General features: G+C 57.8%; 21 protein-coding genes. 13 read left to right on the top strand and 8 right to left on the bottom strand.

What is annotated here, in order from left to right; translation table 11 throughout:
* The first annotated feature begins 29 nt into the window (after positions 1-29).
* Both astA and J2Y86_RS29255 read left to right on the top strand, forming a co-directional pair.
* A complete protein-coding gene (astA, locus tag J2Y86_RS29260; protein ID WP_253439624.1) occupies positions 30-1,064 on the top strand; it encodes an arginine N-succinyltransferase in 1,035 nt (344 codons plus the stop codon).
* Between the two features lie 154 nt (positions 1,065-1,218).
* A complete protein-coding gene (locus J2Y86_RS29255) occupies positions 1,219-2,088 on the top strand; it encodes an isocitrate lyase/PEP mutase family protein (RefSeq protein ID WP_253439622.1) in 870 nt (289 codons plus the stop codon).
* Positions 2,089-2,299: 211 nt separating this feature from the next.
* On the opposite strand, the gene J2Y86_RS29250 is transcribed toward J2Y86_RS29255, so the two are convergent.
* Positions 2,300-3,541, bottom strand: coding sequence for a M20/M25/M40 family metallo-hydrolase (locus J2Y86_RS29250; RefSeq protein ID WP_253439619.1), 1,242 nt, complete (start codon positions 3,539-3,541; stop codon positions 2,300-2,302).
* A gap of 212 nt (positions 3,542-3,753) precedes the next feature.
* Positions 3,754-4,827 carry a diguanylate cyclase gene (locus J2Y86_RS29245; RefSeq protein ID WP_253439616.1) on the bottom strand — a complete coding sequence of 358 codons (1,074 nt, stop codon included), beginning with the start codon at positions 4,825-4,827 and terminating at the stop codon, positions 3,754-3,756.
* A 193-nt stretch (positions 4,828-5,020) separates the two neighbouring features.
* Here J2Y86_RS29245 and J2Y86_RS29240 point away from each other — a divergent pair, with 193 nt between their 5' ends.
* The 3 genes from J2Y86_RS29240 (at position 5,021) to hglS (ending at position 8,948) form a co-directional block, all read left to right on the top strand.
* A complete protein-coding gene (locus J2Y86_RS29240) occupies positions 5,021-6,475 on the top strand; it encodes a flavin-containing monooxygenase (RefSeq protein WP_253439614.1) in 1,455 nt (484 codons plus the stop codon).
* A gap of 22 nt (positions 6,476-6,497) precedes the next feature.
* A complete protein-coding gene (locus J2Y86_RS29235) occupies positions 6,498-7,439 on the top strand; it encodes an alpha/beta fold hydrolase (protein WP_253439612.1) in 942 nt (313 codons plus the stop codon).
* A gap of 126 nt (positions 7,440-7,565) precedes the next feature.
* Entirely contained in the window at positions 7,566-8,948 is a 1,383-nt protein-coding gene (hglS, locus tag J2Y86_RS29230) for a 2-oxoadipate dioxygenase/decarboxylase HglS (RefSeq protein ID WP_253439610.1), read from the top strand.
* Positions 8,949-9,051: 103 nt separating this feature from the next.
* On the opposite strand, the gene J2Y86_RS29225 is transcribed toward hglS, so the two are convergent.
* Positions 9,052-9,729, bottom strand: a complete 678-nt coding sequence (locus tag J2Y86_RS29225; RefSeq protein WP_253439608.1) for a type 1 glutamine amidotransferase domain-containing protein — start codon at positions 9,727-9,729, stop codon at positions 9,052-9,054.
* A 408-nt stretch (positions 9,730-10,137) separates the two neighbouring features.
* Between J2Y86_RS29225 and J2Y86_RS29220 the strand changes: the two genes are divergently transcribed.
* The 8 genes from J2Y86_RS29220 to J2Y86_RS29190 all read left to right on the top strand — a co-directional run bounded on the left by J2Y86_RS29220 (position 10,138) and on the right by J2Y86_RS29190 (position 20,566).
* Complete coding sequence (locus J2Y86_RS29220; protein WP_123434591.1) at positions 10,138-10,653, top strand: Hcp family type VI secretion system effector; 516 nt, start codon at positions 10,138-10,140, stop codon at positions 10,651-10,653.
* Positions 10,654-10,785: 132 nt separating this feature from the next.
* A complete protein-coding gene (gene tssI, locus J2Y86_RS29215; RefSeq protein WP_253439605.1) occupies positions 10,786-12,828 on the top strand; it encodes a type VI secretion system Vgr family protein in 2,043 nt (680 codons plus the stop codon).
* The gene (locus tag J2Y86_RS29210) at positions 12,821-13,708 is read left to right on the top strand and encodes a DUF4123 domain-containing protein (RefSeq protein WP_253439603.1); all 888 of its coding nucleotides are present in this window, start codon (positions 12,821-12,823) and stop codon (positions 13,706-13,708) included. Before tssI ends, J2Y86_RS29210 begins: the two co-directional genes overlap by 8 nt.
* A gap of 169 nt (positions 13,709-13,877) precedes the next feature.
* Entirely contained in the window at positions 13,878-17,318 is a 3,441-nt protein-coding gene (locus tag J2Y86_RS29205) for a toxin VasX (protein WP_253439601.1), read from the top strand.
* Positions 17,311-18,366, top strand: coding sequence for an oxysterol-binding protein (locus tag J2Y86_RS29200; RefSeq protein ID WP_253439599.1), 1,056 nt, complete (start codon positions 17,311-17,313; stop codon positions 18,364-18,366). Before J2Y86_RS29205 ends, J2Y86_RS29200 begins: the two co-directional genes overlap by 8 nt.
* Positions 18,367-18,392: 26 nt before the next feature.
* The gene (locus tag J2Y86_RS30300) at positions 18,393-18,755 is read left to right on the top strand and encodes a hypothetical protein (protein WP_367399722.1); all 363 of its coding nucleotides are present in this window, start codon (positions 18,393-18,395) and stop codon (positions 18,753-18,755) included.
* A gap of 30 nt (positions 18,756-18,785) precedes the next feature.
* Positions 18,786-19,496 carry a DUF6708 domain-containing protein gene (locus tag J2Y86_RS29195; protein ID WP_367399732.1) on the top strand — a complete coding sequence of 237 codons (711 nt, stop codon included), beginning with the start codon at positions 18,786-18,788 and terminating at the stop codon, positions 19,494-19,496.
* Complete coding sequence (locus J2Y86_RS29190; protein ID WP_367399721.1) at positions 19,493-20,566, top strand: DUF6708 domain-containing protein; 1,074 nt, start codon at positions 19,493-19,495, stop codon at positions 20,564-20,566. The genes J2Y86_RS29195 and J2Y86_RS29190 overlap by 4 nt, the downstream gene beginning before the upstream one ends.
* 495 nt (positions 20,567-21,061) lie before the next feature.
* Here J2Y86_RS29190 and J2Y86_RS29185 read toward each other — a convergent pair whose 3' ends face one another.
* From J2Y86_RS29185 to J2Y86_RS29165, 5 genes are all read right to left on the bottom strand, one after another.
* Entirely contained in the window at positions 21,062-21,646 is a 585-nt protein-coding gene (locus J2Y86_RS29185; protein WP_253439597.1) for a hypothetical protein, read from the bottom strand.
* A gap of 86 nt (positions 21,647-21,732) precedes the next feature.
* Positions 21,733-21,906, bottom strand: coding sequence for a hypothetical protein (locus J2Y86_RS29180; protein ID WP_253439595.1), 174 nt, complete (start codon positions 21,904-21,906; stop codon positions 21,733-21,735).
* An 11-nt stretch (positions 21,907-21,917) separates the two neighbouring features.
* Complete coding sequence (locus J2Y86_RS29175) at positions 21,918-22,160, bottom strand: hypothetical protein (RefSeq protein WP_253439593.1); 243 nt, start codon at positions 22,158-22,160, stop codon at positions 21,918-21,920.
* A gap of 65 nt (positions 22,161-22,225) precedes the next feature.
* Positions 22,226-23,293: a lipocalin-like domain-containing protein gene (locus J2Y86_RS29170; protein ID WP_253439591.1), complete on the bottom strand. Its 1,068-nt coding sequence runs from the start codon at positions 23,291-23,293 to the stop codon at positions 22,226-22,228.
* A complete protein-coding gene (locus tag J2Y86_RS29165) occupies positions 23,283-25,754 on the bottom strand; it encodes an ABC transporter permease (RefSeq protein ID WP_253440488.1) in 2,472 nt (823 codons plus the stop codon). The genes J2Y86_RS29170 and J2Y86_RS29165 overlap by 11 nt, the downstream gene beginning before the upstream one ends.

Below are 25,754 nucleotides of genomic sequence, written 5' to 3'. Positions count from 1 at the left end.
TCGCGCCGGCCCGTAGAAGGAGCTGCCTCATGATTTTCCGTCCGGTTAACGTTACCGACCTGCCCGCCTTGCTGGCACTGGTACGGCACGCCGGCCCGGGGTTTACCACCCTGCCCGCCAATGAGGATCGTCTGGCTCACCGGCTGCGCTGGGCACAACGGACCTTCGCCGAACAGGTCGAGCGGGCCGACGCCGACTACCTGTTCGTGCTCGAAGACGACGACCAGCAAGTGGTGGGAGTCAGTGCCTTGACGGGGGCCATCGGGCTGCGCGAGCCCTGGTACAACTATCGAGTCGGGCTGACGGTCAGTTCGTCACCGGACCTGGGCATCCAGCGCCAGATTCCAACGCTGTTCCTGAACAATGAAATGACCGGGCAATCGGAGATCTGCTCCTTGTTCCTGCGACCCGATCAACGCCAGGGCAGCAATGGCCGATTGCTGTCGTTGGGACGCTTGCTATTTGCGGCAGAATTTGCACACCTGTTCGGCGAGAAGCTCATCGCCGAACTGCGTGGCAGCGCCGATGAGCAAGGCTGCTCACCGTTCTGGGACAGCCTGGGCCGGCACTTTTTCAAGATGGACTTCAGCCATGCGGATCACTTGTCGGGGCTGGGCAGCAAAGCGTTCATCGCCGAACTGATGCCGCGCCAACCGCTGTACACCTGCCTGCTCACCGAACAGGCCCAGGCCGTGATCGGCAAGGCTCACCCCAACACCGAGCCGGCGTTGAAAATCCTCACGGCCGAAGGTTTCACCCACAATGGCTACATCGACATCTTCGACGCCGGCCCGGTGATCGAGGCACCGCTGTCGAAAATCCGCACCGTGCGCGATAGCCAGGCGCTGGTACTGACCATCGGCACCCCGGACGATCAGGCTCCGGTCTGGCTGATCCACAACCGCCGACTGGAAAACTGCCGCATCACCGCCGCCCCGGCCCGACGGGTGGGCAACAGCCTGATCGTCGACCGGATCACTGCCAAACGCCTGCAACTGCAACCCGGCAACTCCGTACGCGCAGTGCCACTGCTCAATCAACAGCAACAGGCTGTGGCCGCCTGAAAAACCTGCCCCGGCCCTGCAGGTTCGGGTTTCGATCAGGCCCCTCCTGCAAAATCGTCATCATTCTCCCCCCTGTTGCGTGATAGCCTTTTGTATCTTCGGCGTTGACACTCTTGCTCAAGCCCTTCCATTCCTTTGTATTGGTGGAACTCATATGTCCAGGCTTTCTCATCAGGATTTGCGCCGCAACTTCCGTGAACTGTTCGCTTCCAACAAGTGTTATCACACGGCATCGGTCTTCGACCCGATGTCGGCACGCATCGCGGCGGACCTGGGTTTTGAAGTGGGGATTCTCGGTGGTTCGGTTGCCTCGCTGCAGGTACTGGGCGCCCCCGACTTTGCCCTGATCACGCTCAGCGAGTTCGCCGAGCAAGCCACCCGTATCGGTCGCGTAGCCCAATTGCCGGTCATCGCCGACGCCGATCACGGCTACGGCAATGCATTGAACGTCATGCGCACCATCGTCGAACTCGAACGCGCCGGCGTGGCGGCCCTGACCATCGAAGACACGCTGTTGCCCGCGCAATTCGGTCGCAAGTCCACCGACCTGATCGGCGTCGCCGAAGGCGTCGGCAAGATTCGCGCCGCCCTGGAAGCCCGGGTTGATACGGAAATGGCAATCGTGGCTCGCACCAATGCCGGGATTTTGCCGGTGCAGGAAGTGATCAGCCGTACCCAGCAGTACCAGAAAGCCGGTGCGGACGGGATTTGCATGGTGGGTGTGCGCGACTTCGACCACCTCGAACAGATCGCCGAACACCTGAGCGTGCCGCTGATGCTGGTCACCTACGGCAACCCGCTGCTGCGCGACGACAATCGTCTGGCGGAGCTGGGCGTGCGCGTCACCATCGACGGTCATGGCGCGTATTTCGCGGCGATCAAAGCCACTTACGACAGTCTGCGCGAACAGCGGCAGTTCTTCACTCAGGCGTCGGATCTGAGCGCGACCGAACTGACGCACACGTACACGCAGCCTGAGGAATACATTCGTTGGGCGGAAGAGTTCATGAGCGTCAAGGAGTGATGGCGCGTCAGGTTTAGCGCTGTTGACTCACAGGCCCCTTCGCGGGCAAGCCGCTCCCACAGGGTCAGCGTCGATCACATACAGTGCGAGCTACCTGGTTCATTGTGGGAGCGGCTTGCCCGCGAAGAGGCCTGATGCAACACCGCAAGCGTACCTGGAACCCTTTGACCGCTCCGACACAAGTATGGAAACGGTCAGTAGGTTCTGCCTCTTACCGCTTGGCCAGCTCCATGATCATCCGCGACAACAGATAAATCCGCGGCGCCACGCTCTCAACTTCCGCGTATTCCTCCGGCGTATGAATATTGCCGCCCACAATCCCGAATCCGTCCAGCGTCGGCGTACCCACCCCGGCCGACAGGCTCGCATCCGCCGCGCCGCCACTGCCCTCTTCCGTCAACTTGCGCCCGATTTCGCCGTAGATTCCCTGCGCCATCGCCATCAGTCGATCCGACTCCGCCGTTTGCGGCATCGGCGGCAAACCGCGCTGCAGTGTGGTGGTGACTTCGGTATCGGGTATCAGCTTGTCTTGGGAAACCCGCGCCAGATCCTTCTCGATCCGGTCGAACTCTTCCGGCACCGCCGCCCGCACATCGGCTTTGGCCGTGGCTTGGTCGGGAATCACGTTGGTGCGGTCGCCGGCCTTGAGCACGGTGAAGTTGATGGTGGTTTTCTTGGCTTCATCGCCCAGTTTGCCGAGTTGCAAAATCTGGTGCGCGGCTTCCATGGCGGCATTGCGACCCAGCTCAGGGGCGACACCCGCATGAGCTGCCTTGCCTTTGACTTCGACGACGGCGGTCGCGCTGCCCTTGCGCCAGACCACCAGGCCATCCGCCGGGCGGCCGGGTTCGAGGTTCAGAGTGACGTCATGGGCCTTGGCGGTTTTCTTGATCAGCTCGGTGGCGATGTTCGACCCGGTTTCCTCGCTGGCGTCGAGCAGAAAGGTGATTTGCGCGTAGTCCTTGAAGTCGAGGTTCTTCAGGACTTTCAGCGCGTAGATACCAGCGACGATGCCGCCCTTGTCATCCATCACGCCCGGCCCGTAGGCGCGACCGTCCTTGATATGAAACGGGCGCTCGGCGGCGGAACCTTCCTTGAACACGGTGTCCATGTGCGCCATCAACAGGATTTTCGCCTTGCCGGTGCCTTTCAGCGTCGCGATCACGTGGTTGCTTTTGTCCGGCGTGTTCGGCACGAGCTCGATGGTGGCGCCGAGCTTTTTCAGTTCATCGATGGCGATGTCGCTGACTTGAGTCAGGCCGGGTTCATAGCCGGAGCCGGAATCGATGTTCACCAGCCGCTCCAGCAGTTTCAGGGCTTCACCCTTGTACTGTTCGGAATCGGCGAGAACTTGCTTGTGGGGTTCGGCGAATGCCGTGGGGGCGAAGGCGCCGAGGGCGAGCGTGAGGCCGAGGCTGGTGGCCAGCAGGGAACGAGAGAGATTGAGCGTCATGAATCGGTCCTTGTTTCGTGTCGGGAGTCGAAAACACCCTACCTGACTATCGCGCGAGGCTCTAGGCTGGATGCGACACCTACGATACTGATTCACCGAAGAGCCAATGGGGGAGCGGGCTTGCTCGCGAAGATGGCGTGTCAGCCGAAGTAAAGGTCGAATGACACGGCCCCTTCGCGAGCAAGCCCACACATTGGGATTTGTGCAGGCCTTCAGACCGAGTCGAGCAACTCATGACGGGGCCTGCCGTCCCCGCAACAGATCACACGATTACGGCCAGTGGTCTTGGCTTCATAGAGCGCCTGGTCAGCGTCGTTGAGCCACAGCATCGCGTCATTGTGGGCCGGGTTGAAGGCGGCGAGACCAATGCTGAGGCTGACTTTCAGCGCCGGGCTCTGTTCGTAACCGAGGGTGGCGAAGCGATCACGAAGCGCATCCATGGCGGCCGCGGCGTGATCGAGCGCAAGGCCCGGGAGGATGACGCAGAATTCGTCGCCGCCGTAGCGCCCCGCCACATCGGACACCCGCAGGTTCTGTTTGAGCATCTTGCTCAGCTGACGCAACACGATGTCCCCGGCGACATGTCCATAGGTGTCGTTAATGGTTTTGAAATGGTCGATGTCGATCAGTGCAATCGCCCCGCCCTGGGGCTGGCGTTTGCAGCGCTGGAATTCGATTTCCAGTTGATCTTTCCAGGCTCCATGATTGAGCAGGCCGGTGAGGCTGTCGGTGCGGCTCAGGGCCAGTAATTCACGTTTTTGCCGGCCCAGCGTGGTGGCCTGTCGGAAGCAGATCCAGCCCAGCGCCAGCGGATAAAGGGTCAACAGCGGCAGGCAGGCATACATCTGCAACGGACTGGTTTGCGGAACGAAGGCCGGCGCAAACACCAGGTATCCGACACCGATCCCCAACACCTGCGCAACGGTTCCCACCAGCAGGAAACGCAGGCCACCAATGGCCACGTTGTTCATTGCCATCATGGCGATGGTGGTTGCGCTGGGCAACGGATTGAATTGCATGGCGGCGACCCAGACGCCACCGAGAAAGGCATCGACCAGCAGATTACGATGTTCGGCGTGGTAGGGAACCTTCGCCCGACGCGCCCATTGGTAAGCCACGTGCGGCCAGAAAACGCCGTTGAAGAGCATCAGCGCCCAGACCCACGGCGCCGGGTCGAGCGGGTACATCGCGGCGGCCACACACACCAGCCCCGCGGCCAGGCCCAGGGTTCGCGTTGCGTAGAGCCTCCTGGCCAATGAAAGTCCTTTTCCGCCCGTTTTTTCCATTGGAGCCTCTGCGCCACTGCACGGAACCTGCTGACACCGAGGTTTCAGGTGTGCTGGAAGTCTAACAGGGCAACGTCAAATAGCCATCACCGGCTGGCGGCCTGAATACCGCGGTATTGCCGTGAAGCAGGCGTCGAATGTTTGGCTATACATGAAGAGAGGGTTCAACAGACAACGATAAGAAAGGAGACCCATGCAGACTTTTCAAGTGTTGATCATCGGCAGCGGTTTTGGCGGACAGTGCGCGGCGATCAATTTGCTCAAGGCCGGTATCGATGATTTTCGACTGCTGGAACGGCGGGACTTCTTCGGTGGCACCTGGTGCCAGAACACGTACCCCGGCGCGGCCGTTGATGTGCCCTCGCCGCTTTATTCGCTGTCCTTCGCCCCCTACCGCTGGACACAAATGTTCGCCGAACAGGCCGAACTGCACCGCTACACGCAGTACGTGGTGGATCAATTCGGCCTGCGCGACCGTGTGGAACTGGAAGCCAACGTCGAACGCGTCGAATGGGACGATGACTCCAAACGCTGGGCAGTGCACACCGCGAACAAAGGCACGTTCTACGCCCGCTTCCTGATCAATGCCACGGGGCCGCTGAGCCAGCCCGTCATCCCGCATTTCCAGGGCCAGGAGCGCTTTCAAGGCAAGACGTTTCATACCAACAACTGGGATCACGCCTACGACTATCGGCAAAAACGCGTCGCCATCGTCGGCAGCGGCGCCAGCGCGGCCCAGGTGATTCCGGCCATTGCCCCGGACGTCGAGCATTTGCATGTGTTCCAGCGCACGCCGCACTGGGTGCTGCCACGGGCCGATCGCGCCTTCGGCCCCTTCCAGCGTTGGCTGCTGGGCCTCAAACCGGCCTACAAACTGCTGCGCTGGATGATTTACTGGCAATTCGAAACCCGGGTGATTGCCTTCAAATACTCGAAACCGGCGATCCGCATGGTCCAGCAACACGCCCTGCGCTTCATCAAACGCCAGGTCCCCGACCCCGAACTCAGACGCAAACTGACACCGGACTACGCCATCGGCTGCAAACGGGTCATCGTCTCGAGCACCCTGTACCCGGCACTCGGTCGCAGCAATGTGACGTTGCACAGCCGCGAACAGGGCATCGCGTCCATAGACGAAACCGGCATCGTCACCCAGGACGGGCAACACATCGACCTGGACCTGATCGTCTGGTCCACCGGCTACGACGCCACCGACGGGGTGATTTCCTACCCGGTAACAGGAAAAAACGGCAAGCAACTCAGGGATTTCTGGGCGACCTACCCTCGCGCCTACCTCGGCACCAGCCTGCCGGACTTCCCCAACCTGTTTATCGTCACCGGACCCAACACCGGCATCGGCCACACTTCGGCCCTGTTTATCATCGAATCCCAGATGAATTACATACTCGGTTGCATTCGCACGCTGAAAGAACAGGGTTTGCGCAGCATCGAAGTTCGCCCCGAGGCAGAACGTACCTACACTGAAATGATCCACCGGGAAATGGAACGCACGGTGTGGAAGTCCGGAGGCTGCCACAGTTGGTATCAAAGCAAGAGTGGTCATGTGATCGCCATGTTTCCCGGGTTCAGTTTCAGCTATCACCGATTGACCCGGACGCTGAAACCCGCCGATCACATCTTGTCCTGATCAGAGAGAAGGGAGACGCCTGATGCTTTTGTTGGTTGTCGCAATTGCGGTTTTCGTGGCCTGGAGCTGGTTGAGCTACCCGGCCATCGGTCACTGGCTCTATGACTTGAACATGGCGGCCGAAGCCAGGCTGTACCGGCTGCACAAAATCGTCGTGCCGATTGCCGAAATGACCGTTTCGACCTGGCAAGGCGGGCCTTATGAAGCGTCAAGCAGTGTACTGATGCTTCACGGCTACAGCGCCGACAAGAACATCTGGCTGCGCTTCGCCCGGCATTTTGTCGGCACTTACCGGGTGATCATCCCCGACATCGCCGGGCATGGCGAAACCGGCTTCAAGGCCGGCGGCGGTTACGACATTCCTCTGCAAGCGAAGCGGATGATCCAGTTGCTCGATGTCTGCGGCGTCGAGAAGGTGCATGTGATCGGTAACTCGATGGGCGGCTACATGGCGGCGTGGCTCGCGGCGACGTATCCGGACCGCATCGCGTCGGTTGCGCTGATCGACCCGGCCGGTGTCACCGCACCCGAAGTCAGTGACCTGGAGCGCCACTTGGCCAAGGGCCACAACCCGTTCCTGATTAACTCCCGTGAAGAATTCCAGCGCTTCTACGCCATGACCATGGCTGAGCCGCCATGGGTGCCCGGCGTGGTGCTGGATGCCATCGCCCAGCGTTATGAACAGGCCCGGGACGAGCTGGAAGAAATCTTCAGGGATTTCCGTGCCAGCCCGCCAATGGAGCCGAAACTGCCCGACATCAAGTGCCCGGCGCTGTTGCTGTGGGGACGCAAGGACCGCCTGATCGACGTCAGCAGCGTGGCGATCTGGAGCAAGGGCATCGAAGACCTGCGGGTGGAGATCTGGGAAGGTGTCGGCCATATGCCGATGGTCGAGGCACCGGCGGGCACGGCGCGGCTGTATCGCGAGTTTTTGGCATCCCAGCGCACTCAACTACACGTGTAGCACCTGCCGAGCTGGCTATAGCAGTCCTTTGCAGAATGAAGTCCGTAAGATTCTTCGTTTGTCGGCGCCGCTGAAGGCTGCGATCTTTTCTCCCATCCTTCACGTCACCGCGCCTGGAATTTTTTCATGAGCCACCCAAGCTTTGTCAGCCCCGACCTGATCCGCCAACGCTTCTCCAAAGCGATGTCCGACATGTACCGCGAAGAAGTGCCGCTGTACGGCGCGCTGATGGAACTGGTGCAACAGACCAACCGCCATGTGCTGGACAGCGAACTGCAGATCGCCCGGCAGTTGAACAGCACGGGCGAAATCCAGCGTCTGGATCTGGAACGCCACGGCGCCATTCGCGTCGGCACTGCCGCTGAACTGGCGACCCTCGCCCGGCTGTTCGCGGTGATGGGCATGCAACCCGTTGGCTATTACGACTTGACCCCGGCCGGCGTACCGGTGCATTCCACGGCGTTCCGCGCGGTGCACGAGGCGGCGTTGCAGGTCAGCCCGTTTCGCGTATTCACCTCGCTGCTGCGTCTGGAACTGATCGAAGACCCGGAACTGCGTGCCTTTGCCCAGTCGGTATTGGATAAGCGCTCGATCTTCACGCCAAAAGCATTAAGCCTCATTGAACGTGCTGAAACCGAAGGTGGCCTCACCGAACAAGAAGCGCAGGAGTTCGTTCTGCAGGCGCTGGAAACTTTCCGCTGGCACCACAGCGCCACCGTTACCGCCGAGCAATACCAGAAACTCAGCGCCCAGCATCGTCTGATCGCCGATGTCGTGGCGTTCAAGGGCCCGCACATCAACCACCTGACACCACGCACGTTGGACATCGACATGGTGCAGGCGCAAATGCCGGCCCACGGCATCACCCCCAAAGCGGTGATCGAAGGTCCGCCCCGCCGTCAGTGTCCGATCCTGTTGCGCCAGACCAGTTTCAAGGCGCTGGACGAACCCGTTGCCTTCACCGATCAGGCTGAAAGTCGTGGTAGCCACAGCGCCCGGTTCGGCGAGATCGAACAGCGCGGTGCCGCGCTCACACCCAAAGGCCGGGCGCTTTACGACCGCTTGCTGAATGCCGCTCGCGACGAACTCAAAGACTTCCCCAATGAAGCCAATGCCGCACGCTACAACGCGCTGATGACGCAGCACTTCAGCGAATTCCCTGACACCCTTGAGGGAATGCGTCAGCAGGAATTGGCGTATTTTCGCTATTTCCTGACGGATAAGGAGTTGGGGGCCGAAGCGCTTCAAACCTTGTCGCTGGAGGATTTGCTCAGCAACGGCTACATGCGGGCGGAGCCGCTGGTGTACGAAGATTTCCTGCCGGTCAGCGCAGCGGGGATTTTTCAGTCGAACCTGGGGGATGCGGCGCAAACCCACTATGGCGAGCATTCTAATCAGCAGGCGTTCGAGAAGGCGCTTGGGCGCTCGACCATCGATGAGTTGGGGTTGTATGCCGAGACGCAGCGGCGTTCGATCGAGGCGTGTTTTGTCACGCTGAATTCAAAGTGAACCCCCCCCTTTCAACGCACACCGACCAGTAGGAGCCAGGCTTGCCGGCGAAGGCGATTTCAAACGCGCCTTCGCCGGCAAGCCTGGTTCCTACAGGTTTTAGTTATTTCAACTTCGCCAGCAGCGCTTCAGCCGTGGCCTCGGACGACGCCGGATTCTGACCGGTCAGCAGCAGACCATCGGTCACCACATAACTCGCCCAGTCATCACCCTTGGAATAAATTCCGCCCTTCTCCTTGAGCATGTCCTCCACCAGAAACGGCACAACGTTGGTCAGCTGCACCGCTTCCTCCTCGGAGTTGGTGAAACCCGTCACCCGCTTGCCCTTGACCAGCGGCTGACCGTCCGCCCCCTTGACGTGGCGAAACACGCCCGGCGCGTGACAGACCGCCGCCACCGGTTTGCCTGCCTTGTACAGCGCCTCGATCAGCGCGATCGAGTTCTTGTCTTCGGCCAGATCCCACAGCGGGCCATGGCCACCCGGATAGAAAACCGCGTCGTAATCGTCAGCCCTTACACTGCTCAGCAACGCAGTCGACGCCAGTGCCGACTGGGCCGCAGAATCCTTGCGGAAGCGATCGGTGGCCGCGGTTTGTGCATCCGGCTCGTCGCTCTTCGGGTCCAGCGGGGGTTGCCCACCCTTGGGCGAAACCAGCGTCAGTTGAGCGCCAGCATCCTTGAAAGCGAAATACGGTGCGGCGAATTCTTCCAGCCAGAAGCCGGTTTTCTTACCCGTGTCACCCAATTGATCGTGAGACGTCAGAACCATCAGGATTTTCATGTCGCGCTCCTTGAATTCGGGAAATGTTCAATCACTTCGGCGCTGGGTTTGACCACCAGGCTGCGCCGTTCGTTGCACTTTTCACATCGACTCCGGGCGTGATGGCCAACCGCCTTGATGCGCAAGAAGTTGCGCAATCGATACGCCGAATCACCCGGCTTCAACGCTGAACGCCCCACTTGTCAGGCCTTCCAGCCCAGTGCGCAAGAAGTTGCGCAGTGCTGCGCAAGTTCTTGCGCACATTCCGCGGTGAACGTTGCCGGCCATCATCCCAGTAATCAAAAACTCACTGCAAAGCCCCGGTTTATATGGCTTTCAGCGTTTCTGGCACGGACCTTGATAACAGTCATGCACCCACCGGGCGATATCGCCTCCCGGGCACCCTCATATTCAGCAAGGAGAGCATCCATGGCAACACCAGCGTACATGTCCGTCACTGGCGAAAAACAAGGTCTGATCACTGCCGGCGCATTCACCGCCGACTCGGTTGGCAACACCTACCAGGAAGGTCACGAAGACCAGGTCATGGTTCAGGCTTTCAGCCACGACGTGATCATCCCGCGTGACCCGCAATCCGGCCAGCCAACCGGTCAGCGCGTACACAAGCCAGTCGTGATCACCAAGGTATACGACAAGTCTTCGCCACTGCTGCAAGCCGCTTTGACCTCCGGCGAGCGCATGAGCGAAATCGTTATCCAGTGGTATCGCACCTCGGCTCAAGGTACCCAAGAGCACTACTACACCACCAAACTGGAAGACGCGATCATCGTCGCCATCAACAACAAAATGCACAACTGCCAGGATCCGTCGAACTCGCACTTCACGCACCTGGAAGAAGTGCAATTCACCTACCGCAAAATCACCTGGACCCACGAAGTATCCGGTACTTCGGGTTCCGATGACTGGCGTCAGCCGGTGGCCTGATCCAGGTCGACCGTCTAAAGCATCGGCCAGCTCTGCTGGTCGATGTTGTTTACGCCCTTCCAGAATTTTCGCGTCCGCAAGCTCCCTGCACGGGTGCCGGCGAACGCCGCAGCACTGCACGAGGAACAAGGGATGTTCGCGCCGGCCAATCAGACTCACTTTGCCCTGACCATCGAAGGTCTTTCCAACGACTTCCAGGTCCTGTCCCTGCAAGGTCGGGAAGCCATCAGCCAGCCGTTTGTGTTTGAGGTGGAACTGGTCAGCGAAAAGCCGTCCCTGGACCTCGAAAGCCTGCTGCACAAACCAGCCTTTTTGCAGCTCTCGCCCGACGGCAGCGGCATCCATGGCCAGATCTATCGCGCCGCCCAGGGTGATTCCGGCAAACGCCTGACCCGCTACGCGGTGACCCTGCGCCCGCAATTGTCCTACCTGGCGCATCGCATCAACCAGCGCATCTTCCAGAACCTCACGGTGCCGAAAATCATCGGCCTGGTCCTCGAAGAACATGGCATCCAGAGCAATGCCTACGAATTCAAGGTCGGGGCGATTTATCCGGAGCGCATCTACTGCGTTCAGTACGATGAATCGGACCTGCAATTCGTCCAGCGCCTGTGCGAGGAAGAAGGTATTCACTACCACTTCCAGCACAGCGCCACGGCCCACAAACTGGTGTTCGGCGATGACCAGACGGTGTTCCCGAAACTCGCGCCAGTGGCCTATCAGCAAGATTCCGGCATGGTCGCCAACGACCCGGTGATCAAGCGCTTCGACCTGCGCCTGGAAACCCGCACCAGCCGCATCACCCGCCGCGACTACGACTTCGAAAAACCGCGCCTCACCCTCGAAAGTGAAAACCGCGGCGACGCCCTGCCCGACCTCGAAGACTATGACTATCCCGGTCGCTTCATCGACCGCGAACGCGGCAAGCACCTGGCCAAACGCGCCCTCGAACGTCACCGCAGCGACTTCCAGCTGGCCGAAGGCAAAAGCGATCAACCGTTGCTGGTCAGCGGCCATTTCCTGGCCCTGACCCAACACCCGAAAGCAAAATGGAACGACCTGTGGCTGCTGACCGAAGTCCTGCACGAAGGCAAACAGCCGCAAGTGCTGGAAGAGTCCGTCACCAGCAGCACCACTAACCTGAAAGACGATTTTCACCAGGGCTATCGCAACCGCTTCCAGGCCACGCCGTGGGACGTGCCGAATCGCCCGCCGCTGACGCAGAAAAAACCGCGCATCCTCGGCAGCCAGAGCGCCGTGGTCACCGGCCCCAAAGGTGAAGAAATCCACTGCGACCAGTACGGCCGCGTCAAAGTGCAATTCCACTGGGACCGCGAAGGCCAGGCCGACGACAAGACCAGCTGCTGGCTGCGCGTCTCCTCCGCCTGGGCCGGCGCGCACTACGGCGGCATCGCCATCCCGCGAATCGGCATGGAAGTACTCGTCACTTTCCTCGAAGGCGACCCCGACCAACCGCTCATCAGCGGCTGCCTGTACCACAAGGAAAACGTCGTCCCGTACGCCCTGCCGGCGAACAAGACCCGCACCACCTTCAAAACCCTCAGCTCCCCGGGTGGCGCAGGCTTCAACGAACTGCGCATCGAAGACAAGAAAGGCCAGGAGCAGATCTTCCTGCACGCCCAGCGCGACTGGGACGAAAACGTCGAACACGACCAGAAAATCCGCGTCGGCAACGAACGCCATGACACCGTCGAGAAGAACAGCTACAGCGAATTCAAGGCCGAAGAACACCACACCGTTTATGAAGACCGCAAAGTCGAAGCCCGCGCCAACGACCACCTGACCGTGGGCGTGAACCAGCACATCAAGATCGGCACCGGGCAATTCATCGATGCAGGCCAGGAAATTCACCTGAGCAGCGGCATGAAAGTGGTGCTTGAGGCCGGGAGCGAATTGACACTCATTGGTGGCGGCAGCTTCATCAAGATCGATGCGGGCGGCGTGACCCTGAGCGGGCCGGTGATCAACATGAACTCCGGTGGCGGGCCGGGCAGCGGGACGGGGGCGGCGCCGTTGTTGCCGGGGCCGTTGAAGCAGGCGGATGCGGACAAGGCAGGACAATTGTTGGTGCCGGCACAGCGACAAGCGTTGATGCAGAAAAAGCCGATCTGCGCGATCTGCGAGAAGGCCAAACTGGAGGCGCAAAATGCTTAAGTCCGATTGGCCACTGGAAAACGGATTGCCTCAAGGATTGCCGTGGAATGGCTCCGTCGCATTGCTGCTGGATGGCGTCAGCGTCGAAAAACTGCCCCAGCACCTTTATCAATGGTCGGACAATCCGGTGTTCGAGCCACTCTACCTCGGCACCCAGTGGGCCGAATTGGGCGACGTCTCACCGTGCCTTGTCCAGATAAACACCCAGAACAATCCCATCCTCGCGAAGTTTCTGGCTGAGCCCCGCCAAGAGTGGGGCTACCTGGTGTTCAGCGATCAACCCTGGGCGCAAATGGTCGAGCACTTCCGCTGGCTGACCAGCGTCATGCACCCTCAGGGTGAAGAAGTCCTGCTGCGCGTCGCCGACCCTGCCGTCGCCCACGCATTGCTCAGCCACGCCGAGAGTATCAAGGACCCTACCCTGTTCGGACCTTGCTCACAGGTCGTCGCCGCCGACGCGGCGCTGGGCTGCTGGCACATCAACCAGCGACCGGGCAAAGCCCCCGAGCCCAACCACAGCAAACGCTACCGCTTGAGCGACGAGCAACTCAGCCAACTGGACGAAGTGAATTTCCGCAGCATCGTCGTGCGCCTCGACCAACACATGCACGAATACTTTCCGTCCTATCAGGCACAATTGACGCCGTTGCAGCGCTGGGAACACCTGCACGCATTGGCATCGACCTCGTACGATCGCGGCTTCAACACCGAACTCGACATCACTCTTTACGCCAACATTCACGGGTTCCTCGGCGAGCGAGCGCTGGAGGAGCATCCGGACCTGGATGCAATACTCAAGACCCCGTCGGAACAAACGCCCGCTCAGCGACTCGAACGGGTCGCTGATATTGCCCAGGAACGGGCAGCAAAACCGGATTGAAAGTGAACGCTCAAGTGAGCATCACTCTTTGCCTAACAGGCAACTTTTTGTGAGACTGCGCCGCGCATTGGTAAAAGCCGCCGGTAACGACACTCACGTCATCACCAAGAACTGAGCAAACGGGCGAATCGATCCGCCCTTGCTACCCGATGCTGGAAAGGAATTCCGTATGAGCCAGACAGGCAAAAACCCCAACGCAGTCGACTTGCCCCGCAGCGATGCCAAGTGCTCCACTGGTGGCTGTTCGCAGATGAAGCAAAAACTTCAACTGATTCCCCTGCGTTATGGTCTTGTCGAACGGCTCGACCCTTCTTCCGAATTGTCGCTTCCTTACAAAACCGCGTCACGCCCGATGGGCATTCGCCTGCTGCGCGATGGCTGGCTTTACGTCATCGACAACACCACGGGTTATTTGCACGAGTACGAAGTCAAAAAAGGCGTGGTCACCAAGTGCATCTGGAAAGGCAAAGAAGCCACTCAGGACAAGCGCACAGGCTCCGCGGGCGAAAACGCTTTGATCTTCACCCGTGGTAGTTCCCTGCACATAGCCTATGCCGAAGTGCAATGGACGGCTGCCAAGTGCTCGCAAATGCTCAAGTCGAGTAAAGAGCGCGATCTGTTCATGCAAAAAGTAAACCTCGCTAAAGGTGACGTTGAAAAAGGTGGTCCAAACCTGTTGACCGACAAACAGGCTGAAAAATGGATCGCAGAGGTCGCGGAGAAACCCGCCACACAAACACCACCGGCGGGCGCACACCCCGAGGAAAGTAAGGACTACATCTGGGAAGACCAGAAGGATTTGTTCAAGGCGACGCAACTCGGCACGATAAAGAAGTCGTTGCTGGCCGCCTATGAAAAAGACCACTTCTTTTTGGTGTTCAAAGACAGCATTGGGGTAATGCGTGATCTTGCAGAGCAACAGGATAAAGTGGTTGGCTGGATCGATGAATGGGTGCTCAAGGAGAAAAACGACCTTAAGTACTCCATCGGTAACTACATCGAAACGCTCATGGTGGTCAGTGAAAAATCTGCCCGCCAAGCAGGTACAAGCGATGCGTTGTTCGAAAAAACTACGCCAGAGCAACGACAAAAAATCTATGACTACGTTAATTCACGAAATGAATATGACGGAGCTAGAACCAGCACCACTGATCTGCCGCAGAGAGTAAGCCGGGTTCGCGTACCCAACCCCAAGGTCGGCGCCGCTTACAAGGTCATGAACACAAAAAAGCAGGAGATGATCGACTCCCTTGGCAAAAGTCTCTACAGCGATCTGGAAGATGACATCGAGGTACTGGAAGACAAAAGCCATGCTGCTGTGCAAGGTAAAGGCCTGGGTGCTCGTGGTATTCACGACCTCGTCCGCTACGAGGAAATGAACAAATACCTGGAAACCGAACGCTCGCACATGAAGCGCTGGACCTCTAGGCTGAACCGTATTACTGATGACCGGGTGGGGTTGTTTACAAAAAGCGAATACCACATGAGTGCGTGGTATTTCGATGCGGATGTTCCTGATCAGTTGATGGCGGCTTTAGCCACTGAACAGAACTGTGTTCGGGATCTGTGTCGCACAGAGGAAAGTTTAAAGACAGTAGGTGAGTATTTCCACGGCGCGCCTTATTACATCATGCCGGGGTTTTCTAGTCGTCTCGACGGAGCGTTCCTATTTAAAAAAGCAGGGGATGTCCGAAAATGGTTGGACGACGCAAAAAATCTACAACCAGGACTCGATGATGCAAAAGCCAGACTCAACGAAGTTGGTACCTTGCTGGGTCGTCACTGGACCACAAACTTAAACCCAAACGCTCTGAGCACAAGCCATGCGATCAATGCAGCTTATTCTCCAGCGATTGCTTTACGTTTACAAACATGGCTTGCAGAGATTCAAGGCAAGCTGAACGGCCCAGAACTAAAAGCACACCTCGATAAAATTTCAACGCATAGCAACCGAGCACATCGCTTAGGAACACTATATGCGTTGAAACATGGAGGCGCGACGCTAAAAATATCCAACGCTCAAGATAAACAAATCTTCCTTGGCCGACTTGGAAGCCTAGGAACTATTCTAGATACAGAGCAGCAGTTAGTACGCGAACGAAATCGAGCACAAAAGGATAGCAAGCGCCGTGTAGCAAGCAGCGACCAACTGGGAAAAGCAAGGCAAGCTAATGCAAAAGCAGAAAAAAACGAGTTAAATCGCCAACTTCTGCTATTGCGAAAAAAACGTCTTGCCCTGACAACCAAAATCCAAGATAGCTTAATTACAACCAATACACTTGCATCCGGCTATGTTGGAGTTCAACTCAACATCGACGCAGCCCAACAAAACCTACTAAACAATGAAATACAACGATTAAAAATCGGAGCACTTCGTAGCTATGGAGAACCTGGCGGTTCCGCCGTACTAAAGAGCAGCTTTGTTCCGATGGCCGCATTATTATTTCAAGCGTGGAACTTCAGAGAAGCATTGGATGCTTGGAGCAAAGTTTCAGGCAACCCCACGACCAAAGAAAGCGTTGTATTCTTCGGGGCATTTACGGGCGTCGTTTCCGCAGCATTGTCGGTATACCAGAACGCGTATATTTCATTAGTAGACAAGGGGTTCAAAGCAACAGTCGCCAGCACCGGAGGTAAAGGCGGAGCCTTATTTATGGTAAAACTTGGCAAGCTTGGGCTAGGTCTGGGAGCAGTGATAGCGCCGTTGGGCCTGCTAAGTTCCGCTGGCACGACTTTGGACAACTGGAACAAATGGACAGACGCGTTGCTTACTGGTACAGCAGGCGAAAAAGCAGGGGCATTGTTAGCTCTTACGGGAGACGTAGGAAACACTAGTGTGGCCGGGATTACTACGGCTAAGTCGTTAAAGGATATTGGCACAGTTGGTCGAATTTACGTAACTACGCCTAGGGCTGATCGAGTTGTCGCAGTGGGACGAGCATGGGGCACCCGCGGAGTACGATTCTTAAGCTTCTCATCCCGACTAACGCCATGGTCTTTAGGTTTTACCGCCCTTCAATTGGGTGGCGAAGCTCTTTACAATTATTTCAACCTTGATGATCAACAACGTTGGATGCAGAGTTGCTGCTGGGGTATAGAGAACAAGCAATGGGATATGAAAACGCATGCTCAAGGATTGGCCGAGGCCAACTTACGCCCTGTCGTTACAGATATTGGAATAGTAAAGCGCGAACTGGATGGGGAAGGTGTTCGAACAGTTGGAATCACATTTCCAGGCTTATCTTTGGAGACATGGAATGAAAATCCAATTCAAATGCAGGCAGAATTGTCGGCTCAGCTTGCCCATCCGGCGAAAGATGTCAGTGAATCTGTGCGAGATATCTTGCAACTGGCGAGTAGTGACCCGTTACTCCTAAAATTAGATATACCGGAGGAATGGTGCGGAGAGCAATCCGAACTAAGATTACGCCTGAGTGTACAGCCGGATGTAGCAAGTGCACCGCTCAAAGCCAATGATGGATTTCTTTACTACCCTATATCACTACGCTTTTCGGGTACTAACAACCCAATTAAAGGTGAATCTTCGGTCAGACAGAGCAGAACCACGTTGAAATGGGTCGAGATTAAATCGGAGAATCTAAATGCTTGATAGTAAATACGAGCGACTGCCCCATGCGGGAGACTTTGAGAATGATTCGGGCATTGAGGTGGTTTACTTATCCCCCAAGCCAGTACCCACAGGCATGCCTGCGGTTAGCTCTCGCCAACTGCACCGCACCACCAATGAAACCTTTTTAGACTTTGCCGTCGGACAAGGCAATTTTGAATTTATGGCTAGAGTCGGTATCGGCGCAATAATGCTTATTGTGACTTTGCTATTTTTTTTCTCTGCTTTCGCCTCCTATCTTAGAAGAAATGCAGAGCCATTTTTGAGTGGTTGGTTCAATTTTTTTTTCAACCCTATACTTTGGCTTATTATTGGCGCCATCGCACTGACCTATCTTTATTTTTTCCATCAAGCTGCTCGGCAAGTTTCCGCGCACCCACCTGTTCGCTTTAACAGACAGCGCCGCGAAGTCGTGTTTGTGCCTCAAAAGGGCCATAAACCACGATATGTACCTTGGGAAGATGTTATAGCCTGTGTATCAGTGGGAAAACTCATTACCCAATATGCAGTAATGCCAGAATACAAACTGATGATTGGCCTACGAGATGCCAGTACCGGCAATGTATTGTGGTCCGTTATACCGAGCAGTAATTTGAGCCTTGCCGTCTCTGAATGGGAGGCAATTCGCGCCTATATGGAGGATGGTATGTCTGCTCTCCCCCCAGATCAATCGGACGAACTAGAAGAAGGCACAGTCGAATTCTTCCATCTGTGTCGGCGTAGCTATCGGGCGGATCATTCATATTTACGTTATTTATGGGGTTTTTTGACAATACAATTTTTTAGCGGCTGGACACTACCGTGCTACTTATCTAGTTGGGTGAACAATCGGCCAAAGGCAGGTTTCCCTAAAGAAGTCGTGGAATGGTCAAGACCTCTCCCCGTCGAGCAACACGCTAAGCCAAGCGAAGCGTTGCTTAAGGAGAGCGCCGAAATCCGGAAGGCATTTGCCAAAGGGCAGAACCTGTTGGATTACTTCAAGATCAAATTTGCCGAAACGGATAAAGAGACTGCCGTGGACGCGTCCTAGGCCGAACCCACCTTATGGTTTCCTGCATGTCACCTACCTCTCCGCAGTACGATGAGTTCGATATCCGACAGCTGCGCCCTGTCGCTGGGGAAACTCGTCGTTTTCCCACTGGTGAAGCATTGTTCCTCTCACCTCTACCGGTTCCTACCGGACAGACTCCAATGGATCTAGGCGGTAGTTTTGTTGAAGTCAACGACACCTATCTGGACTTGGGCAGCAGCAATCTCACCAAGTCTTTCCAGGCACGATTAGCGGTGTCACTCCCGACAGTCGTAGTTATCGTTTGTTTATTTGTTCTCCCAACCTTGATGGGCTTCGCAGCATTCATAAATCCATTCGACAGAAGCTTTTGGTTTTACTTCAACGATTTTTTTGAGTTCGGGCTATAACTAGCGCTCTGGTGTGGAGGGGGAGCGGCGCTGATTGGCCTGTACGCGATTGTCAGCACCACAAGAAGCAAAGCCCGCACCCGTCCCATCCGATTTAACCGTCAACGCCGAGAGGTCTGTTACTTCCCGAACGACTCCGATGAAGCCGTGATCCAGCCTTGGGAAGACATGGTTGCGTGGATCTCAGTCAGCACCGGATTCACCGGAGTAGGCGTAATCAGTAGCTACACCTTTGGTATGGCCATAGATAATCCCAAGGCCGATACGGTGCACTTTCTTACACAGGAGGTCATGACTCCTTTTCATGGACTAGGCAAATGGGAAGCCATACGTGTCTATATGGAAAAAGGACCGGAGTTTTGCCCTGGCAAAGCACCGTACGAGGGTCGCCACACCTTCGATAAAGAACGACAAGACATGCACGAGGAATACCAGCACAACGAACGTTCCGCTTTAGGAGTTGGTTGGTGGTACCTGACACACCTGATCACCTGGTGGCGTTTTCCGTACTGGGTAGCGGAATGGGACCATCGATTCAGCATGAAATCTCTACCGAAATCCATTGCTGAGTGGTCTAAACCTCTTCCGCCTGAGCAGTGGGCGAAGCCAAGCCAAGCTTTAAAAGAGCAAAGCGCGAAGATCGAAAAAGCCTTTGCTCAAGGACAGGATTTCATGACGTACTTCAACGCAAGCTTAAGTAGAACCGAAGCAAAAGAGTCAGCGGTTAGCTCGGCATTATGAGCGCAGAAATCAAACAGCCCGGTGATTGGCGGGACTTCAGCAGTCAGCGCCCTGTCGCTGGTGAGTCCCGACGCTTTGCCACTGGAGAAGCATGGTTTTTATCGCCTATGCCGGCGCCCACCGGGCAAATACCCTTGGATTTGGGTGGGATCATTGTTGAGGTCAATGACACATATCTGGACATTGGCAACAGCAATTTTGGGAAAGCGTTCCAAACCAGAGCAATGATTGGTCTGTGCATGGGCTTCATCGTTTCATGCCTGCTGGTCCTACCTACAATTATGGGATTTTCAACATTCAACAACCCTTTTGGACGCAACTTCTCATGGTACTTCAGCGAGTTTTTTGAATCTGGAATGTGGATTTCCGGTTGGGGCGGCGCGGCATTTGCCATCATCGGCTGTTACGTAGTGATCAGCTCTACACTCACCAACTCCCGCACCCGCCCCATCCGCTTCAACCGCCAACACCGCGAAGTCTGTTTCTTCCCCAACAACTCCGACGACCCCGTCATCCAGCCATGGGAAGAAATGGTCTCCTGGCTCTCCGTCAGCACCGGCTCAACCGGCGTAGGCACAATGAGCACTTACACCTTCGGCATGGCCTTCGACGACCCAAAGGCCGACAAAGTCCATTTTGTAAATCAAGCTGTGGCGACACCTATCCATGGGCTCGGCACGTGGGAAGCGATCCGCGTTTATATGGAAAAGGGACCGCAATACTGCCCCGGCAAGGTGCCTTACGAGGGTCGGCATACTTTCGATCAAGAACGTGCCGATATGCACGAGGAGTACCGGCACAACGAGCGCTCAGCGCTAGGTGTTGGCTGGTGGTATTTTTCGCATGTAATGACTTGGTGGCGATTCCCGTATTGGGTTGCCGAGTGGGATCATGGCTACAGCATGAAAAGCCTGCCGGACTCGATTTCAGACTGGTCCAGGCCCTTGCCAGCCGAGCAATGGGTGAAGCCAAGTGCTGAGTTGAATATACAAAGCGCCAGGATTGAAAAGGCCTTCGCCCAAGGGAAGAGCTTTAGTGCGTATTTCGAAACCGGGATAAAACCCGAGTAAAAACCAAAAAAAATGGCGATCTAATTGATCGCCCGTTTTTTTCCCCTCGCCTCCAACAACCAATGACGACGCGGCGCAAGGTCGGAGTTGCCAAGTTTGCGGATCAGCGTGGAGGTGTGTTTGAGGTAGCGGAACGGCAAACGCTCAAACGAGTCTTGCGGCCGGCGTAGTGCTTGCGGGAGAAGCGCCAGGCCAGTTGACGGAACAGTCTTTTCTGCCAACGGATCGGCGTACCCGAAGAAGGTGTTCGCCCAGTGTAATGGCCTTGGCAATCCATGCACTGGTAAAGAGCCTTGCCACTGGGCGAACGGGAAGCATTTTAGTAGAACTGTTTGAATATGTCCGCGCATATAACATGAAATTTATCGAACAACGATTAAATGTCATTCCAAATATGACTTACATACACCCACAAAACTCACTGGTTAGGCCATAAAGCCGATTATTCTTGTACAAAAAGTTATACAAGAACAATCGACACTATAGAGTCAATACTCAACTTTCGTGTTGAGTGGTCACTTTCAATACATCGGTGTAAGTCACGACAACGCTTTGCCCTACTTTCAAGTCCTTCAGTTTTTTCTGCACTTCAGGTTTTTCGACGTTGACGGTTTTCGACTGGCCCGCCGGGTTTTCGAAAGTCACCTGGTTTTTCTTCAGATCGATACCTGTGATTTTCAGCTGGACCTGTACCTGGCGGAACGCTTCACCGCCCGGATTGGGGTTGTATTTTGTCGCGCGGATTTCGCCGGTGTGCTCGATGGAGCCAGGCAGTCCTTTGTCGACATCGGTATCGAGATAGGCCGCCACCGAGCGGGTCACTTCGATCTTGACCTGATCCCCGACTTTCAGGTTGCCCAGATTCTTGGCCTTGTCGGTGAGCTGGACATGAACCTGCCGACCTTCGGCACCTTCAAGGACCACTTGATGTTTGGCGGCGTCAACGGCCAGGACTTTGGTCGTGACCTGATCGGCCTCTACGACGGCGGACAGCGGGATATCCGCTGCCACGGCGCTGAAACTGGCGGCGGACAGCACGGTAGCGAGGGCGATGGCTTTGGTCAGTGCATGAAGTTTCATATGCGGTACGTTCCCTGTGATGAATGGCAGCGGACGGCTCTGAACCAAGGCTCAGCGCCGTCCGTGCCACTGAGCATAGACGCTGTTCAGCGATTTTCCGCCGTTTCTTGCGCGGTGGATTCGCCGCGGTCGGTGCCTTTGCCACTGTCCTTGCGGCGAGTGGGATCGGTGGGTCGCAAGGCGTCGTTGTCGCGCTCGACTTCTCCGGGTGGACGCGGTTCGTCGGGGTGTTCCGAGGTGTCAGGCGATTGGCGGTTCACGTTGGTTCTCCTCAGGCGTCGGGGTCGTCGACCTCGTGGGCGACGTTCACGGCAGGCGAGTCTTTGTGGGATTGATCGGCCTTGGCCTTCAGGGTCTGCCACTGGTCGAGGTCGATGGCGCCCTGCCCCAGCAAATCGTCGGCCACACGCAGCAGCTCGGCGTAATGGGCGTCGGGGGATTGCTGCCAGTAGGCCTTGTCTTCAAACAGGCGCTGCCACGCGGCAAGGTCGGGTGGTTTGAGGTCGTCGCTCATGGCGGGCTCCTGTGAACGCGGGCATTCTTGAATTAGGAGGACGCCGCGCTGCCGAGAGTTCCGACTTAATAACCGGTCATTTCCAGATAGCCCTGCCCCGCATGGCTGCCGCGGAGGCGTACCGGGCCTTCCCAGTACGGAATGCGCAAATCCATCCAGGCATTGGGGTTGAGCGCGTTGATGGTGATGTCTAGGTGTTTGGCGGGGATGTTGATCGACCAGCGCACGGGCATCGAGCGCCCAGCGACGGTGGCAGTGTCTTGCGGAATCAGGCGGATATCCGTGGCGTGCAGTAACTGAGTCTGGCCCTGGGCGTCGATCCAGGTGCCGGTGAGATACGGCTCGCCGTTCTTCTGCCGCATGCGGTACAGCATGACCTGTTCGCCGCTGTCCAGATGCAGGGAAAACCAATCCCAACCGCTCTGGTTCGCGGTCAGCGGCTGGCTGCTCCACTCGCGGTCGAGCCACGCCGGGCCGCTGACCTGATAGGTCTTGCCGTCGATCTCCAGCGTACCGCTGGCCTGAAAAAACGGCTGACTGTAGTAGTACGACGCCTGGCCCTCCTCGGATTTCTGGCTGAAGCCCTTGTCGCCTTGCAGCACTGGTGCACGCGTGGACGTGAGCCGCAGTTGGTAGCTGAAAAGCTTGTCACGGGCACTGAGTTGAAGATCAGCCAACGCATCGGTGCCCTGACTGCTGAACCGCCAATCGTCGATCCACGCATTGAAGGGCTGCACGCTCACCCCGGCCTGCCCGACGCCGCCACGGGCGTAGCGTTCGGCCGCGTGATGCGCCGTCGCCGAGGTCACTGCTGCATGGCCGAGCCAGATTGTCTGGTTACCCCACCCTGCCACCTCGGGCGTGGCTTTCAATGCACTGCGAAACAGCGTCCATTGCACGCCGAACTCGCGGCCCTGATCGTCCTTGAGGTTGGCGGTGACGTACCACCACTCGATGCGAAAACCATCGTGAGGCCCGTGATCCGCCGGAAAGCTGAACACCCGACCGGGCACTACCGGGGTAAACGCGGCCGCTTCACCACCGAGGCCGGCGAAGCCTTTTTCGACCGGCGTCGAGTCATCGCAGCCGCTCAAGAAAAGTGCCAGCAACAGCACGCCGAGTTTAATCCTCATGAGCAAACGTCCTCAGCAGGTCCGCCGGTTGCGAGCGATACAGCGAGTACAGCGGCCACGCGGACGCCAGCAAGGTCGCCAGCAACGCCAGCCCCATCAACTGCGCCAGCTGCAACGGAAACACCCGCAACGGCAGGCGCCAGCCGAATGCCTGAACGTTGATCACCGTGTCCAGGCACCACGCCAGTGCGATGCCCAGCGGCAAGGCCAGCACCAGCGTCAGCACCGCCAGCAACCAGGTTTGCCCGAGGTTGAGCAGCATCAATTGTCGGCGCGTCACGCCCAACGCCCACAGCGGTGCGAGTTGCCCGAGGCGGCTCTGGCTCTGGGTCAGCAGGCTGATGAACAGTGCCACGCCCGCTACGCCAAGGGTCAGGCTGTTCAGCGCGGCGGTCGCGGCGAAGGTGCGTTCGAACACTTGGGTGGACCATCCTTTGAGCCGGGCCTGATCGACGATGCGGCTGTCGTCCAGGGCGAAGCGTGTTTGCAGCGTTTTCAGGAACGCCGGGATCAGCGGCGGCTCGATGCGCAGGTTGAAGCGGTTGGGTGTCAGTTGTGGCCAGCCGCGCAGCAGGTGGTCGACATTGACCAGGAGGTGGCCCTTGGGATTGCCGTAGTCAGCGTAGATCCCGACGATGCGCGGTGACCACGTGCCGGTCGGCGTGGGCAGCGTGAGACGGTCACCGAGACGCACCTTCAGGCGCCGGGCCAGTTGTTCGCTGAGCATCAGCGCGTCGTCCTTGGCCAATCGGTCCCACGGGTTGTCGCCCAAGGCTTCCAGCAACGGCCAGTGCTGGCGATAGTTCGGGTGGTCGATCACGCCAAAAACGTCCGCCGGCCAGCCCTGCAACTGGATCGACACCTGCCAGTTGGGCAGCACGGCGCTGAGTGATGGTTGCTGTTTGAGCCAGCTCTGCAGTTCTCTGGCCTGGGCCGGGTTTTGCGGGTTCACGTACAGTTCGGCGGTCAGCCTTTGTTCGAGCCAGTCACTGAAGGTCTGGCGAAAACCGGCGGTCATGCTGCCGGCGCCGATATTCGCCGCCAGTGCCAACAACAGCGCCATCAACGCCAGGCTCAGGGCCGGCAGTTGCTGACGGCAATCGGCGAGAAACCATTGACCGAGCACCGAACGGCTGCGATGCAGCACCAGGTTCAGCACCGTATCGAGCACCACCGGCAGCGCCAGCGCCGCGCCGATCAGCAGCGCGGCCATCAGCAGGAATCCACTGGCCAGGCTGTCGCCAAAGATCAACGCCAGCACTGCGATCACGCCCGCAATCGCCGCCACCCAACCTTGACGCCGCAACCAGCGTGCATAGGCCTGATGCCACGCCTGCGGATCGGCCAGGGCCAGCAACGGCAAACGCGCCGCCCGCAACAGGCTGTTGGCACCGGCCAGCATCGCACCCAGCAGGCTCAGGCCAATACCGCTGAGCCACCACCCTGGACTGAGGCTCAACTGCCCCGCCACTTCGGCGCCGTACAACCCGCGCAGACTGGCGGCGACGTCCGGCAGCAGCACACTGGCCAGCAGGTAGCCACTGGCGACGCCTGCAAGGCCGCCGATCAGCGCCAGCCCACCCAGTTCAACGGCGAGGCAAGCAATCAACATTCGAGCGCTGACCCCACAGGCGCGCAGGGTTCGCAGCAGCCCTCGACGTTGCTCCAGAGCCAGTCCGATGGCGGCGTGGACAATGAACAGGCCAACGACAAAAGAGAGAAAACCCAAGGCATCGAGGTTCAGGTGAAAGCTTTCGGTCAGGCGCGAAAGGTTGTTCTCTTCGTCGCTGGCTTTCAGTTGGAGCTGGCCTTTGAATTGATCAGGCAAGGTGGCAGTGAAATCCTTGGGCAACAGCAAGCGCGACAGTTGATCCGGCAGCCCCAGAATCTGCTGAGCAAAGCCGATGTCCACCAGCAAGACGCCGGGGGCCATGTCGGTTTGCACCTGCAGTGGCGGCAACATCACACCGTTCAAACTGGAAGGACGGTCGCCTTCGCGCAACCCCAACGCCTGCAACATCTGCGGAGAAATCCAGGTCCTGCCCGGCGGGCTGAAAAACTCGACCACCTGCTCGATCGCCAACGCCTGCCCGGCCACGGCGGAACCAGATGGGAGCGACACCGGCTCAATGCCCATCAACTGCAATCGCTGGTCTTCATGCCCCTTGAGCGTGACTCTCCCCTGCAGCACCGGCGACACCGGCCAACCCGCGCGGCGCAGCTCGACAAACAAGGCCTGGGGAAACGTCCCGCCACCCGGTGCACTGAGACTGGCCTGGGGTTCACCGCCGATCAACTGACTGGCCCGCGCGTAACTTTCCCGCGCCTGGCTGTTCAGCGCCTGCACGCCGGTCAACAGGCTGGTGGCGAGCCAAAGCCCGGTCAGCACACTGAAAAACTGCACCGGGTGCTGCCGCCAATGGCTGAGCAGTGCGCGCATGGTTTCGCGAAAAACCCGCAC

Source organism: Pseudomonas migulae (assembly GCF_024169315.1).
GTDB classification, from domain to species: Bacteria; Pseudomonadota; Gammaproteobacteria; order Pseudomonadales; family Pseudomonadaceae; genus Aquipseudomonas; species Aquipseudomonas migulae_B.
This window is presented reverse-complemented; position numbering and strand designations above follow the sequence as displayed.

What these genes read in the sequence shown, in the direction of transcription:
- J2Y86_RS29200 (WP_253439599.1), top strand. Translation starts at nt 17,311, where the DNA reads ATGCTTGATAGTAAATACGAGCGACTGCCCCATGCGGGAGACTTTGAG.
- J2Y86_RS29250 (WP_253439619.1), bottom strand. Translation starts at nt 3,541, where the DNA reads ATGACGCTCAATCTCTCTCGTTCCCTGCTGGCCACCAGCCTCGGCCTC.
- hglS (WP_253439610.1), top strand. Translation starts at nt 7,566, where the DNA reads ATGAGCCACCCAAGCTTTGTCAGCCCCGACCTGATCCGCCAACGCTTC.
- J2Y86_RS29220 (WP_123434591.1), top strand. Translation starts at nt 10,138, where the DNA reads ATGGCAACACCAGCGTACATGTCCGTCACTGGCGAAAAACAAGGTCTG.
- J2Y86_RS29205 (WP_253439601.1), top strand. Translation starts at nt 13,878, where the DNA reads ATGAGCCAGACAGGCAAAAACCCCAACGCAGTCGACTTGCCCCGCAGC.
- J2Y86_RS29210 (WP_253439603.1), top strand. Translation starts at nt 12,821, where the DNA reads ATGCTTAAGTCCGATTGGCCACTGGAAAACGGATTGCCTCAAGGATTG.
- J2Y86_RS29235 (WP_253439612.1), top strand. Translation starts at nt 6,498, where the DNA reads ATGCTTTTGTTGGTTGTCGCAATTGCGGTTTTCGTGGCCTGGAGCTGG.
- J2Y86_RS29225 (WP_253439608.1), bottom strand. Translation starts at nt 9,729, where the DNA reads ATGAAAATCCTGATGGTTCTGACGTCTCACGATCAATTGGGTGACACG.
- J2Y86_RS29240 (WP_253439614.1), top strand. Translation starts at nt 5,021, where the DNA reads ATGCAGACTTTTCAAGTGTTGATCATCGGCAGCGGTTTTGGCGGACAG.
- J2Y86_RS29185 (WP_253439597.1), bottom strand. Translation starts at nt 21,646, where the DNA reads ATGAAACTTCATGCACTGACCAAAGCCATCGCCCTCGCTACCGTGCTG.
- J2Y86_RS29245 (WP_253439616.1), bottom strand. Translation starts at nt 4,827, where the DNA reads ATGGAAAAAACGGGCGGAAAAGGACTTTCATTGGCCAGGAGGCTCTAC.
- J2Y86_RS29170 (WP_253439591.1), bottom strand. Translation starts at nt 23,293, where the DNA reads ATGAGGATTAAACTCGGCGTGCTGTTGCTGGCACTTTTCTTGAGCGGC.
- J2Y86_RS30300 (WP_367399722.1), top strand. Translation starts at nt 18,393, where the DNA reads ATGTCACCTACCTCTCCGCAGTACGATGAGTTCGATATCCGACAGCTG.
- astA (WP_253439624.1), top strand. Translation starts at nt 30, where the DNA reads ATGATTTTCCGTCCGGTTAACGTTACCGACCTGCCCGCCTTGCTGGCA.
- J2Y86_RS29175 (WP_253439593.1), bottom strand. Translation starts at nt 22,160, where the DNA reads ATGAGCGACGACCTCAAACCACCCGACCTTGCCGCGTGGCAGCGCCTG.
- J2Y86_RS29190 (WP_367399721.1), top strand. Translation starts at nt 19,493, where the DNA reads ATGAGCGCAGAAATCAAACAGCCCGGTGATTGGCGGGACTTCAGCAGT.
- J2Y86_RS29255 (WP_253439622.1), top strand. Translation starts at nt 1,219, where the DNA reads ATGTCCAGGCTTTCTCATCAGGATTTGCGCCGCAACTTCCGTGAACTG.
- tssI (WP_253439605.1), top strand. Translation starts at nt 10,786, where the DNA reads ATGTTCGCGCCGGCCAATCAGACTCACTTTGCCCTGACCATCGAAGGT.